Here is a 12,942-nt window from a genome sequence, read left to right as displayed (position 1 = left end):
CATGAATCGACAACGAGGGAATGCAACGTGAATCTGGACGAGTTGGTCATTTATGTCTGGGAAGGCCAGGCCGACATCGCCGAGCGGGTGGAGCGCTGCGTGCTCAACCTGGGCGTGGACGTGGTGCGCGCCGACGGGCTGACCCTGCCCGCCGACACCAGCGAGCTGGGCAATGCGATCGCCGTGGTCAGCGTCTCGGTGCTGGAGGGCGCGCGCTTCACGCGCCAGGGCGTGGAGGGTACCTTCGGCATGCCCGTGCTGTGGGTCAGCGCCAAGCAGCGCGACGCCAACGCCGGCACCTATGCCATGGAGTACTCGCATGTGCTGCCCTTCGACTTCACGGGGGCCGAGCTGCGCGCCATGCTGGTGCGCATCCTGCGGCGCATGCAGAGCAACCAGCGCCAGGTGCAGCGCTCGGAGGACATCATCGCCGTGGCCGACTGCATGCAGCGCCTGCTGCGCGACGTGGACACCTTTGCCGACTGCGAGCACAGCGTGCTCATCATCGGCGAGACCGGCGTGGGCAAGGAGCGCATTGCCGAGCGGCTGCACGAGCGCAACAACCGCTACGGCCAGGGCCCCTTCGTGGTGGTCAACTGCGGCGCCATCCCGGACGGGCTGTTCGAGTCCCTGTTCTTCGGCCATGCCAAGGGCTCGTTCACGGGCGCGGTGAATGCCCACAAGGGCTATCTGGAGCAGGCCAACGGCGGCACGCTGTTCCTGGACGAGATTGCCGACCTGCCGCTGTACCAGCAGGTCAAGCTGCTGCGCGTGCTGGAAGAGCGCGCCATCACGCGGCTGGGCTCGGCCGCCGCCGTGCGGCTGGATTTCCGGCTGGTGGCAGCCACCAACAAGCCGCTGCGCGGGCTGGTGCGCGAGGGGCGCTTCCGGGCCGACCTGTTCTTCCGCCTGGCCGTGATCGAGCTGCAGATCCCCAGCCTGGAGGAGCGCGGCGAGGCCGACAAGCTGGCCATCTTCCACGCCATCCTGCACAAGGTGGTGGGCGAGGCCACGATGAAGGAGCTGGGCGAGCCGCCCTTCTTCATCCTCGACGCCGTGGCCCAGATGTACTTCCCCGGCAATGTGCGCGAGTTGCGCAACCTGGCCGAGCGCATCGGCGTGGCCGCCCGCCAGACGCGCGACTGGAACGCCGACGGCGCCACGCAGCGCATCCTGCAGCACGCCCAGGCCCTGTCGGCCACCACCTTCCCGCCGGACGCGGGTGCCGCCGAGCCCCTGCTGGCCGACCGCAGCAACTGGGACATGGACGAGCGCAACCGCATCATCGCGGCGCTCAACACCAACGACTGGAAGCGCCAGAACACGGCCCAGCACCTGGGCATCAGCCGCAAGGTGCTCTGGGAAAAGATGCGCAAGTACCAGATCAGCGACGGCGAGCCCGAAGTGCCCGTGCCGGGCTGAGCACGCCCTCCGACACATCCCCATCCCCCCACGCCACGGAGACCTCCACGAACATGCAGGACAAGCCGGTCATCATCTTCGTCAGCGCCGTCTACCCCAGCCAGTACAGCCTGCTGTGCAGCCACCTTCGCGCCAGCGGCGCGGCCGACAGCTGGTTCATGACCATGCCAGGCCATGCCGAGAACTACGCCAGCCAGTGCGACCACCTGCTGTCGTTCCGGCCCGATGGCGACATCGTCGGCCCGCAAAGCTACTACTACTCCAGCAAGGTGGAGCGCTCGGCGCGCATCGGCCGCGGCCTGCTGCAGGGGCTGCAGGCCTTCGAGAAGGAAAAGGGAAAACGCATCGACGTGGTGGTCGCCCACTCGCTGTGGGCCGCGCCCAACCTGCTGTACGGCGAGATCGATGCGGCCATCGTCAGCTACATCGAGTTCCCCAGCTACCGCGTGCACGGCAACGAGCCCGACTACCCGCCCGACCTGTCCCAGCGCCTGGCCGACCGCAACATGGAAATGCTGCACTACCACCAGGTGCTGTGCAGCGACCTGACCATCGCGCCCAGCGCCCATGCGCGCTCGCTGTTCCCGCCGCTGCTGCAGGAGCGCGTGGCCGTGCAGTTCGAGGGCTTCGACATCCAGGCGCCCGACGAGCAGGCCGAGCCGCCGCCGCGCCAGGACGGGCGCTTCACCGTGGCCTTCTCATCGCGCGACCTGTCCAGCTCCAAGGGCTTCGAGACCTTCATGCGCCTGGTCGATCGCCTGGTGCGCGAGGGCGATGGCCGGCAGATGCGCTTCATCGCCCTGGGCGACCCCACGGCCGTGACCTATGGCTACGAACAGCAATGGGTGGAGCGCCGCTACCAGGGCAAGGTGGCCAGCTTTCGCGACCACCTGCTGCAGATCCACCCGGCCGCCGAGGTGGTGGAGTTTCCGGGCAAGCTGCCGTACGACGAGTTCGCGCGCACGCTGGCCTCGGTGGACCTGTTCCTCTATCCGCTGCGCTACGGCGTGGCCAACTGGGGATTGATGGAGATCCTGGCGCGCGGCGGCTGCGTGATCGGATCGAACTGGGGCTTTGTGCCGGAGCTGGTGCAAAACGATGTCAACGGCCTGCTGCTGCCCGACAGCGACGACGCCTGGATAGGCGCCATCCGCCAGTTGCGCGACGATCCGGCCCGGCGCCAGCGCTACGGCCGGGCCGCGCGCGAGACGGGCAAGCGCTTTCACATCTCCAACGTGGCCCCGCGCTTCATGGACCTGTTCCGCCTGGCCATGGCGCGGCGCAAGGCCGGCCCGCTCATGCTGGAGTGAGGCGCCGCAGCGGCATGTGCCCCGGCCAGGCCCGGGCCCGGGCCCGGTCCAGGGATCAGGCCCGCGCCCGCAGGAAAAAGCCCGTGCCCATGCCGGACTCGGCGGCCGACACCGCCGATGCGGCAGACGCGCCAGACACGCTTGAGGCCGCCGAAAGTGCAGACATGCGCTCCATGCCGCTCCAGCTCAGGGCCATGTCCAGCTCGTCGTCGTCCTGCACCTCGGTCGCCTCCAGCACCTCCAGCACGTCTTGCACGCGCACCACCTGGTCCAGCAGGCCATGCAGCGAGGGCCGGGCGATGAAGAAGCCCTGCGCGCCATGGGCTCCCGCCAGCGCCACGGCCTCCAGGCCCTGGGCGGACTCGATGCCCTCCACGATCACGCAGGCACCCCGGTCGGCACACAGGCTGACCAGGCCCTGCATCATCCGGGCCGAAGGCCGGGCCTGCAGGCTTTGGTCCAGCACGGACTTGTCGATCTTGACGATGTTGGCGCGCAGCTTGCCCAGAATGTCCAGGCCGCCGCGCCGGGGCACGATGTCGTCCAGCGCCACGCGCACGCCCAGGATCTGCAGGTGCCGCACCAGGCCCAGCGCGGCCTTCTCGCAGGGGAAGGCGCCGGTCTCGGTGATCTCCAGCACCAGGCGCTGGGCGATCTCGGGCCGGTCCTCCAGATAGTCGAACACGCCCTCCCACCAGGCGTCGTCGCAGAACGAGGCGGCCGACAGATTGCAGCCCAGGCTGTGGCCGGTCTTCATCTCCAGCGCGCCTATCACCGACCACAGCACGCTGCGATCCAGCCGCGCGGCCAGGCCCAGGCGCTCCAGCGCCTCGATGGCATGGGGCACGGCGTAGTTGTCGTAGGCAGAGAACACGCTGCGGCGCAGCAGGCACTCGTGGTAGAGCGTGCGGCCCGCGCCGGTCCCGCTGCCTCCCCCTGCCAGGCCTGCGGGCTCCAGCAGCGTCACGGGCTGGAATGCCAGCGCCAGGTGGCCCAGCCGCAGATCGTCCAGCAGGCGGCTCGCCAACTGCATGTCGGCCTGGTAGCCCTTGATCAGCCTGGGGTGCATCCTGCGCACCGCCATGTCCTGGACGCCCGCCGTGGCGTGGCCCTTGCCGCGTATCTCGTGCAGGCCCGTCAGGGAGACGCAGCCCAGCGCCTGCACCTCGGCGCGCAGATAGGCCTGGCGCGAGCCGTCCACCACCGGCTCGCGCACCAGGGAGGACTCCAGCGCATGCATCCAGCCATGCCGGGCCTGATTGCCAGGCAGTACCGTGTCGGCCATCGTGCGGGGGTCGAACCCGCGAACCAGCAGCGTATCGCCCGCGCGCTCCAGCGATTCGGCATCGATGCCCAGGCCCCTGAGCCGTTCCACGCAGGCCTGCATGGCCTCGTCGCAGAAGCCGTTGCCGTAGACGCTGCGCCAGGTCCGCAGGGGCGACAGCCAGATGGCCAGGTCCACGGGGGTGTCGCCGTGCGGAGCTTCGATGATGTCGTGCATGGTGTGCTCCTTCATTCAACGGCCTGCAATGGGTTGTGAATAGCAGTGAAATCCGATCGCCCTGCGCCCCTGGCCTGCGGGCCCGCCGCCCAATGCGCCCAATGCGCCCATATCCACGGCCGACAGCGCCAGGTCCACATGGCCGGCCACCAGGTCAAAGACCACCGAGCAGGCATCTGCCTTGCGGCTGAAATACGCCAGCGTGGCGTCCGTGCCGCCTGCAAAGCTGCCCAGCAGCGCCTGCCCGTCCTGCTCCTGGAACACGGCCTGCGCGCTGCCCTGCTGGGGCACGATGACGCGATCGCCCTGCTGCAGCAAGGCGCCGGCCTGGGCCGCGATCACATCATTGCGCCGCACGATGCGCACGCCCTCGCTCACGCGCGTCAGCAGCGCCACCGGCGCCACCTGTGCATGCATGCCTCCATCACCGGCCTCGCGAGCAGAAGCAAAGGCAGAAGCACGCGGCACCGCCGCAGACACGAACGAACCGGACACATTCAACGGCTTGCTGCGCGCCCTGTCAGGGCTGGTGCGCAGTCGCGACAGGGCCACGCCTGCAAGCGACAACGAGAGAGCGGCCATGGTTTCTCCTCCGAAAGACTGCGATCGATGGGGCGGGTGGCGCAGCACATGGTTTTCCAGGCACTGCGACAAGCTTTTTGCAACCTGCTGCAACAAGCGTGCCATGGGCTGGCGCCCTTTCCGAAAGCCGGCGTCTTTCTGTAACCCATTGATTTGATTGAACCTGGGAATGCAGACTTGGCCGATTGACCATTGCGCGTTACGGGCTATGTCACGTAACGCCGCGGCCCTGCGCCGTTACTTGCACGGCAAACCTGACAGCAGCCAGTCCAGGAGCAGGTACCTGTGACCTCTGCCCAGGCAATCCAGATGAAATACTGCGCATCAAATAGCCAGGCCTGAGTCTGGAACCCAGACACTCGCCATAATCACGGCTCCGTTGTATCCAGAAATTTCAAACTCGAGAGGGAAATATGGCTAAGCCGATATGGATGGCGGCAGCATTGCTGTCAGCCGTGTTTATTTTGTCAAGCTGTGGTGGTGGAGGATCTGGTGATGCTCCGGCAACAGGAAACCCAGGAACAGGAAATCCGGGAACAGGAACCCCCGGCACCGGGGGTGGCGCCGACAACTCCTGGCTCAGTTTCAGCCCGGCATCAATTTCGCATACGGCGAAGGAGCGCAGTTTTGCGGTGCCCATTACTGTGGTGGCCACCTCCAGCAAGACGATTGTGGAACGCGTCAACGTGGCGATCGTGGACACGTCCGGTGTTCTTGACGCCAACGAGACCACCGTGACGGCGCTGAGCGCCACCAGCTATGAAGCGAACATGTCACTGTCGCCCACGTTGAAGCCGGGCAAATACCAGGGCTTCTTCAAGGTGCAACTGTGCCTGGACGATCCTCAGGTGTGCAACCAGCCCTATTCCGGTTCACCATGGCAGATTGCGTACGATATCGAGGTCAAGCCTTGGGCTCAGCCACGCACGGTGCACAAGCTGCTGGTATCGGACACGGGCATTGCACTGACCAGCATGTCTGATTTCGCTCTTCTCACACGGTCGATCAGTGTGTCGGACAATCTTGGGCAGGCAGGCCGTTGGCAAGCTCGCTCCGACCAGCCGTGGCTCACTGTGACACCGTCCGGAGCAGTTGGAGAGGCGCTGCAGATTCAGGCCGACCCTTCCGCGCTTGCAGAGAACACCATCAGCTATGCAACCGTCTCGGTCACATCGCCGGACGCCACCGTGGGTGAAGCTCAGCCCGTGGTCGTTGCCTTGTGGAAGGGAAAGGGCCCGGTGCGTCAGCTGGCAAGCAGCACCACGGAAATAGCCCGGTACAAGTATCTGCTGGCTGACCCGGTCAGGCCACATGCCTATGCCCATTCCGGTGGCGGCAAGATCGACGTGTACAACATCTACACTGGCGCTCAGGAGGGCACGCTGACTGCTGCAGGTGCGGCGTTCGGGAAAATGGTGGCGTCTTCGGACGGTGCCTTCCTGTATGCGGTCGACTGGGCCTCCAGCCAACTCAGGGTCTTCGATCTGCGGAGCAGGCAACTGACCTCGTCCTGGCCGCTTGATACCGTCCTGACGGGCTTCGACAGCGGCTATGTGGATATGGTTTACGCCCGTCCCAATGGCATCGGCATCGTTGTATTGACAACAGGGCAGGTCTTCCGGGCATCCGACGGCAAAGTTCTGGCTACCAAGGTCGCCACAGCCGAGCGGCCGCGGGATCAAATGCAGTTTTTCTCAGTGCTGAAATCGAGCTATCTTGCTGTCTCGCCGGATGGTCTCCGTATCTACTCGACGAGTTCCAGGCAGCGCAGTCCCAACACGCCGTTTTACTGGGACATGGATTACAGCGAGGTGGACTCAGGTACGCTCTCGTTCACAAAGCCATATCTGGCAAGCCCGGCTCAGGAGCGCCTGCCGCAGGCGGGTGGTATAGCGATCTCCCGGGATGGCAAGCGCGTTCTGATGCTGTCGTACGGCGGCGGGGTTTCCCTTTGGAGCCCGGAGGACCTCTCGCGGGCGGGAATGCTCACGCAAGGACTAAGCCTCAATTCAGATACGCTCATCGTGGCGGCGGACGGCAGAATCATCGTTGTGGACATGATGGATAACTGGAAATTCAATATCCTGTCACCAAGCGGCAATCTACTGAAGACGCAGTCAACTGTGCTGCCGGCAAGCACCGTCAAACCCGGCGACTCCAGCAGTATCTATGCATGGACTTCCGGCATGGTGGTGTCCGCAGACGGGGCGGTCGTGATCCAGAGCGCATCCATCCAAGTTGAACGGGATTCCGCATACCTGCTCACTTTCACACCGATTACGCCCTGAACGGCAACCACGGCGCCCCGCCACATTGCGCGGGGCGCTCTTCATCAGGCATATGCGGACGCAGCTTCGCATCAAGACTCCCAGTGCCGCAAAGCATGCCTGCAAAAACCTCCCAGGCAAGGGCACATCCAAGCACTTGGCGGCCATTCGCTGGGAGCACCTCCAGGTTCTCCACGACCAGCTCAGATGGGCCCATCCGGATCCAGGCTTTGGCCCGCCGAGATGGCCAGCAGCACGGCCGGCCCGGGCGTGGAGCACATCAGCACAGAGGCGCCGCAGAAAACAAGCCAGTGGGCAAGGGTCATGGCCAGGTGCAGCCGTAGATGGGGGAAGACAGCCGGCATTTTTCGATCAATTGCGGCCTCTCCAATGCCTGTCCCGGAAAGATCCCCCGCCCCAGGGACCACCCCGCCATGGCGCACAGGCCTGCCCGACACGCCCCCCTTTCGGTGTATGTTCCAGCGCATCACTTCAGGAGCCGGCCCTGTCCCCGCAAAAGTCCATCCAACGGGATCTGGTGATCCTCTGGCTCACCATCTCGGCCGTCGCCCTGGTGCTGGCATGGCTGCTGCTGCTGCTGAGCCGGCAGGGCACCGACCAGCAGGTTTCCCGCGCCCGCCACGCCGCAGGCGTCAGCTGCAGCGCGCTGCAGGCCGGGGCCGCGCGCATGGGGCTGGCGGGGCTGACGGCGGACACGCCCAGCGCACAGGCCCGGTCCGCCGCGCAGGCCGTGCTGGACCTGGCGCTGCGCGAGCGCCCCGGCATGGAGGGCGGCTTCTGGCGCGAGGGCCCCGGTGTCGTGGCCTATGCCTTTCCCACCTATGACGGCTCGGGCATCAAGCGCGATGCACCCAGTGCGGAGATGGAGCGCATCACCTCCACCGCCCAGCGCGCGCGGGACAGCGCGGGGCTGGTGACCGACCTGCGCCCCGGCCTGCGCGAGGCGGTGGTCTTTGCCGCCTGCCCGGCCCAGGCCGATGCGCCTGGGCTGGTGGCCTGGACACTGATGCGCGTCCCCCTGATCAGCGCCGACGTGGTCAACCCCCTCATCCTTGCCGTCAGCCTGCTGCTGGGCATGGTCCTGGTCTCGGGCCTGTGGCTGGGCAGAATGCTCCGGCGCTGGCAGCGGCAGTCGGCACAGATGGAGCAGCAACTGCTCGGCGCCGAACGGCTGGCCACCCTGGGCCGGCTGTCCGCAGGCCTGGCGCACGAGATCCGCAATCCGCTGGGCACCATGCGCATGAAGGCAGAGACCGCGCTGGCAGCGCCCGCGCCACTGCGCGAAGCGCGCAGCCAGGGCGCCCTGGAGGCCGTGCTGGCCCAGACCGCGCGCCTGGAAGACCTGGTATCGAGCCTGCTGGCCTTGACCCAGCCCTTCCGGGTGCAACCGGAGCCGGTGGACCTGCAGCATTTGCTGGACGAAAGGCTGCAGGCACATGCCGAGCTGGCCCAGGCCAGCGGCGTGCAACTGGCAACGGCAGTGTCCACCGGCCTTGCCCGGGACCTGCAGGACGGGCGCCGCCCGCTGCTGGACCCCGCGCAGATGGCCAGGGCGCTGGACAATCTGCTGCTCAACGCACTGGCGCACACGGCGGCCGGCGGCCGGGTGGAACTGGGGGCAGACCGCGGCGGCACCAACAGCGGCCCACTACAACTGTGGGTGGCCGATGACGGCACGGGCGTTGCGCCCGAGCTGCGCGACACGCTGTTCGAGCCCTTCACCACCGCACGCCCCGGCGGCACCGGGCTGGGATTGGCGCTGGTGCGCGAAATCGTGCTGGCCCATGGCGGCCGCATCGCGCTGGGCAAGACAACACGAGGCACCCGCATAGAAATGGAATTTCCATGGCCCGCATCCTGATCGTGGACGACGACACGGCCTTCCGTGAAAGCTTGGCCGAGATGCTCGGCGACCTTGGCCATGGGGTCAGCCAGGCCCCGACCGTGGCGGCGGGGCTGCAGATCCTGCAGGCCGGTTCGGTGGATGCGGCCATCGTCGATCTGCGCATGCCCGGCGAGGACGGCCTGGTCTTCCTGCGCAAGGCCCGTAGCCTCTCGCGGGCGCCCTGCATCATGCTCACGGCCTATGCCAGCGGCAGCAACACCATCGAGGCCATGCGCCTGGGCGCCTTCGATCACCTGACCAAGCCCATTGCCAGAACCGCGCTGGTCGAGGTGCTGGAGCGCGCCTTGCTCAGTGCGGGCCAGGCCGGCAGCCGCGAGAACACGGCGCAGAGCCCGGAGCAGAACCAGGAGCCGGAAGGCGATGACGCCGAGCTGGTCAGCGGCAGCGAGGCCATGCGTCAGGTCTTCAAGCGCATCGGCCTGGCGGCGGACAGCGACGCCACCGTGCTGGTGCTGGGCGAGACCGGCACGGGCAAGGAGCTGGTGGCGCGCGCCCTGCACCGCAACAGCGCCCGGGCGGAACGCCCCTTCGTGGCCGTCAACTGCGCGGCCATTCCGGCCGACCTGATGGAAAGCGAACTCTTCGGCCATGTGAAGGGCGCCTTCACGGGCGCCGTCAGCGACCGCGCCGGGCGCTTTCGTGAGGCGCAGGGCGGCACGCTGTTCCTCGATGAAGTGGGCGACATGCCGCTGCCCACGCAGGCCAAGATCCTCAGGGCGCTGCAGGAGCGCGAGATCACGCCCGTGGGCGCCAGCCGGGCGCTGCCGGTGAACGTGCGCATCATCGCGGCCACGCACCGCGACCTGCCGGCTGCCGTCAGGCAGGGGAGCTTTCGCGAGGATCTCTGGTACCGGCTCCAGGTCGTGCCCGTGCACCTGCCGCCGCTGCGCGAGCGCCTGGGCGACGTGCTGCTGCTGGCCGAGCATTTCCTGCGCCAAGGCGGCGGCGCCTCGCCCAAGCGCCTGGGTGCCGACGCCGCGCGCCTGCTGCTGGCGCACGACTGGCCCGGCAATGTGCGCGAGCTGCGCAACGCCATGGAGCGCGCGGCCCTGCTGTGCCCCGGGCCGGTCATCGGGGCCGAGCACATCGGCCTGCAGCCTGCCGTGGCGCACGGGCCCGCCATCGACTGGAACGGCCCGCTGGCCGCCGCCGTCGCCCAGCTGGAGCGCGAAATGGTCACGCGTGCCCTGGCCGCAGCCGCGGGCAATCGTGCCGAAGCCGCGCGTCGCCTGGGACTTTCGCGCCAGCAGCTGTACCGCAAGCTGGCGGAGTTCGGGCTGGGCTGAGGCCGCAATGGGCACACGGACGCACGGACGCACGGACGGCGCCGCATGTGTCCGATACGGTGACACCTGCTGTCTCCGCATCGGACGCCCGGCCCACAGAACCCGCTGCAAGCCCTTGATTTCATGAGGATTCCTGATGGCATGGCACTTGCATTGACGGATGCGTGTCCATCGCCAACCAAGGAGCCCTCATGTCCCGATTTGTTCTTACCTCCGCCGTTCTGTGGCTGGGTTCCAGCGCATTGAATGCGCATGCCGTGCCGCCCGGCGGCTTCGCCTCTTCGGCCCCTTCAGCCCCTGCAGGGCCTGGCGCGCCGCACGCACAGGCCGTGCTCGAAAGCGCCGTCGCCCGGCTGCTGACCAATCCGTATGGAGAGGTGGACGGCCTGCGCCTGACCGACGGCACGGTGGTCCGGTTCCCGCCCCATATGTCCGACGCGCTCACGGCAGCCGTGAAGGTGGGCGACACGGTGCGCATCATCGGCCGCAGCGAAGCCGGTGGTGCGGTCAAGGCGGATGCCATCGTGAACTCGGCCAGCGGCCAGACCGTGTACGACCAGCCGCCCGCCCGCGACGGCGCGCGCCCCATGCCGCCGCACCTGCGCATGGCCGGCCTGCAGACGCAGCAGGCCCAGGGCCGCATTGATGTGGTCCTCACCGGCCCGCGCGGTGATGCCAACGGCGTCATCCTGTCCGACGGCGCCATCGTGCGCTTTGCCCCCCATGCGCTGCAGCAGCCGCTGCAGCCGGGGCAGCTGTTTGCCGCCTCGGGCCTGGGCACGCGCAACGCGCACGGCACCTCGCTGGAGGCCACCAGCATGGGTGCCAGCCTGTCGGACCTGCAGCCGCTGTACGACCGCGCGCGCTGACACCACCGCCCGGTCCCAGGGGCCGGGCGGGCTTCTCCCCCTTCCTGCTTTTCTGCTTTCCGGCTTTCCTGTTTTCACCGAACCCCGCCATGTCCCCCAAGATCGCCCCCGTCCTGCTGCTGCTGATCTCCAACGTCTTCATGACCTTCGCCTGGTACGGGCACCTGAAGTTCGAGAACCGGCCGCTGTACCTCGTCATCCTGGTGAGCTGGCTGATCGCGCTGGCCGAGTACTGCTTCGCCGTGCCCGCGAACCGGCTCGGCCATGAGGTCTACAGCGCGGCCGAGCTCAAAACCATCCAGGAGGTGATCACGCTGGTGGTGTTCGCCGTCTTCTCCGTGCTCTACCTGGGCGAGAAGCTCACCCTCAACCACCTGGTGGGCTTCGGCTTCATCTGCCTGGGCGCCTTCTTCGTGTTCAAGGGCCCGCTGCGCTGAAGGAAGCCGCCATGCACCGCACACACCACCATGCGCGGCGCTGGCTGCCGGGGCTCAACTTCTTCCTGGCCGATGTACGCGACGGCCTGGGACCGTTCCTGGGCGTGTTCCTGCTCGCCCAGGGCTGGCGGCTGGACGACATCGGCTACGTCATGGCCCTGGGCGGCATCGCGGTGCTGGCCCTGGCGCTGTGCTGGTTCGGCGCCCCTGCCGAACCAAGGGCTGCCCACCTCCAGCCCAAGACCTGAAATCAGGCCATGCGCGGCCCGCTTTCAGGGCATCTGGAAACATTTGGGGGCCTGGAAACATAGGAGAATTCCTAGGACCCGAATCAGAACCCGCGCCATCGCGGACTTGCCTCCCAGCGGCCAGCGCCTGCCGCCCCCGAATGACTGTCAAGAACAAGAAGCCTTCCGCGCGCAAGCGCAGTTCCTCCCCCGCCTCCAAGAAGAAAGCCTCCAGCCGCAGCGGACTGTGGCGCTCCATGTTCGCCGCCCTGGTGGCGGCAGCGGGCACCTTCCAGATCGCCAGTTGCAGCCTGGACCCGAACTGGCACCCCAAGCTTCCCGAGCCGCCCTTCCTGTCCACCCTGCCCATCCCGGGGCTGGAGCACCTGCGCAAGCAGCCGGAGACGGGTTCGGGCACGGCCTCCGGTGGCGGCAGCCCGCCAGCCGGCAGCATGGCCACGGGCTTTTCGCACTGCCGCGATTTCTTCCCCGGTGGCGAGCCCCCGGCCCTGCAGATCCAGCCCCAGGAGCGCGAGCTGTGCTTCAGCGCCTTTGCCGTGCTGCACAGCGGCCAGACCAAGACGCCCGTCTTCGTGGTGGAGCGCCTGAACCGCAAACTGCTGGACCAGGGCCAGGGCCTCAAGCGCAGCGACAAGTTCTATGCCGATGCCCGCCTGCCCCGCGCCGAGCGCGCCGAACTGGACGACTACCGCCGCTCCGGCTACTCGCGCGGCCACATGGCGCCGGCCGGCGACATGTACTCGCCCGAGGCCATGGCCCAGAGCTTCAGCCTGGCCAACATGGTTCCGCAGGACCAGACGCACAACGGCGGCGTCTGGAGCAAGGTGGAGCAGGACACGCGCCGCTACGCCCAGCGCGCCCAGGGCGATGTCTATGTGTTCACGGGGCCGGTGTTCGACGGCCAGCCGCTCACCATCGGGCCGGGCAAGGTCCATGTGCCCAGCCACATTTTCAAGCTGGTCTACGACGCGAGCACGGGGCGTGCCTGGGCGCACTGGCAGGCCAACAGTGCGGATACGCGGATGAGTGCGCCGATCAGTTATGAGGAGTTCACTCGGAGGACGGGGATGCCGTTGTTGGCGGGGGTGATGAG

The 12,942-nt window shown here is 67.4% G+C and carries 11 protein-coding genes and 1 pseudogene; 9 read left to right on the top strand and 3 right to left on the bottom strand.

The annotated features are described in order from the left end of the window. Positions 1 to 27 precede the first annotated feature (27 nt). Positions 28 to 1,422 (top strand): sigma 54-interacting transcriptional regulator, encoded by a 1,395-nt coding sequence (locus A9976_RS02025; protein ID WP_016450343.1) that lies wholly within the window; start codon positions 28 to 30, stop codon positions 1,420 to 1,422. A 53-nt stretch (positions 1,423 to 1,475) separates the two neighbouring features. Next, the gene (locus A9976_RS02020; protein WP_183017605.1) at positions 1,476 to 2,732 is read left to right on the top strand and encodes a glycosyltransferase; all 1,257 of its coding nucleotides are present in this window, start codon (positions 1,476 to 1,478) and stop codon (positions 2,730 to 2,732) included. Positions 2,733 to 2,787: 55 nt separating this feature from the next. On the opposite strand, the gene A9976_RS02015 is transcribed toward A9976_RS02020, so the two are convergent. Next, on the bottom strand, positions 2,788 to 4,233 hold the full coding sequence (locus A9976_RS02015) for an EAL domain-containing protein (protein WP_183017604.1): 1,446 nt from the start codon (positions 4,231 to 4,233) through the stop codon (positions 2,788 to 2,790). A 15-nt stretch (positions 4,234 to 4,248) separates the two neighbouring features. Next, the gene (locus tag A9976_RS02010) at positions 4,249 to 4,815 is read right to left on the bottom strand and encodes a hypothetical protein (RefSeq protein WP_183017603.1); all 567 of its coding nucleotides are present in this window, start codon (positions 4,813 to 4,815) and stop codon (positions 4,249 to 4,251) included. Positions 4,816 to 5,228: 413 nt separating this feature from the next. Between A9976_RS02010 and A9976_RS02005 the strand changes: the two genes are divergently transcribed. Next, entirely contained in the window at positions 5,229 to 7,103 is a 1,875-nt protein-coding gene (locus A9976_RS02005; protein WP_183017602.1) for a hypothetical protein, read from the top strand. Positions 7,104 to 7,285: 182 nt separating this feature from the next. Here the strand turns inward: A9976_RS02005 and A9976_RS02000 are convergent, their stop codons facing one another. Beyond that, positions 7,286 to 7,408 carry a hypothetical protein gene (locus tag A9976_RS02000; RefSeq protein ID WP_259649079.1) on the bottom strand — a complete coding sequence of 41 codons (123 nt, stop codon included), beginning with the start codon at positions 7,406 to 7,408 and terminating at the stop codon, positions 7,286 to 7,288. 212 nt (positions 7,409 to 7,620) lie between these two features. Here A9976_RS02000 and A9976_RS01995 point away from each other — a divergent pair, with 212 nt between their 5' ends. From A9976_RS01995 to A9976_RS01970, 6 genes and pseudogenes are all read left to right on the top strand, one after another. Then, the gene (locus A9976_RS01995; RefSeq protein ID WP_183017601.1) at positions 7,621 to 8,964 is read left to right on the top strand and encodes a PAS domain-containing sensor histidine kinase; all 1,344 of its coding nucleotides are present in this window, start codon (positions 7,621 to 7,623) and stop codon (positions 8,962 to 8,964) included. Then, a complete protein-coding gene (locus A9976_RS01990; RefSeq protein ID WP_183017600.1) occupies positions 8,949 to 10,295 on the top strand; it encodes a sigma-54 dependent transcriptional regulator in 1,347 nt (448 codons plus the stop codon). The genes A9976_RS01995 and A9976_RS01990 overlap by 16 nt, the downstream gene beginning before the upstream one ends. A 191-nt stretch (positions 10,296 to 10,486) precedes the next feature. Then, a complete protein-coding gene (locus A9976_RS01985) occupies positions 10,487 to 11,164 on the top strand; it encodes a hypothetical protein (RefSeq protein WP_183017599.1) in 678 nt (225 codons plus the stop codon). An 89-nt stretch (positions 11,165 to 11,253) separates the two neighbouring features. Continuing rightward, on the top strand, positions 11,254 to 11,601 hold the full coding sequence (locus tag A9976_RS01980) for a DMT family protein (protein ID WP_012203978.1): 348 nt from the start codon (positions 11,254 to 11,256) through the stop codon (positions 11,599 to 11,601). A gap of 11 nt (positions 11,602 to 11,612) precedes the next feature. Continuing rightward, positions 11,613 to 11,774, top strand: a pseudogene (locus A9976_RS01975) (MFS transporter); the annotation flags it as partial. A gap of 215 nt (positions 11,775 to 11,989) precedes the next feature. Then, the coding region (locus tag A9976_RS01970; RefSeq protein ID WP_183017598.1) for a DNA/RNA non-specific endonuclease at positions 11,990 to 12,942 on the top strand (953 nt) is incomplete at its 3' end.

This window comes from Delftia sp. UME58 (assembly GCF_014170385.1).
Taxonomy (GTDB): Bacteria; Pseudomonadota; Gammaproteobacteria; order Burkholderiales; family Burkholderiaceae_C; genus Comamonas; species Comamonas acidovorans.
The sequence above is the reverse complement of the archived record's forward strand: the minus strand, read 5'-3'. Positions and strand labels throughout refer to the sequence as shown.

Bases quoted from the DNA above. Each gene is read 5' to 3' on its own strand.
- A9976_RS02000 (WP_259649079.1), bottom strand. From the start codon at position 7,408: ATGACCCTTGCCCACTGGCTTGTTTTCTGCGGCGCCTCTGTGCTGATG.
- A9976_RS02005 (WP_183017602.1), top strand. From the start codon at position 5,229: ATGGCTAAGCCGATATGGATGGCGGCAGCATTGCTGTCAGCCGTGTTT.
- A9976_RS01990 (WP_183017600.1), top strand. From the start codon at position 8,949: ATGGCCCGCATCCTGATCGTGGACGACGACACGGCCTTCCGTGAAAGC.
- A9976_RS02020 (WP_183017605.1), top strand. From the start codon at position 1,476: ATGCAGGACAAGCCGGTCATCATCTTCGTCAGCGCCGTCTACCCCAGC.
- A9976_RS02015 (WP_183017604.1), bottom strand. From the start codon at position 4,233: ATGCACGACATCATCGAAGCTCCGCACGGCGACACCCCCGTGGACCTG.
- A9976_RS01985 (WP_183017599.1), top strand. From the start codon at position 10,487: ATGTCCCGATTTGTTCTTACCTCCGCCGTTCTGTGGCTGGGTTCCAGC.
- A9976_RS02010 (WP_183017603.1), bottom strand. From the start codon at position 4,815: ATGGCCGCTCTCTCGTTGTCGCTTGCAGGCGTGGCCCTGTCGCGACTG.
- A9976_RS01980 (WP_012203978.1), top strand. From the start codon at position 11,254: ATGTCCCCCAAGATCGCCCCCGTCCTGCTGCTGCTGATCTCCAACGTC.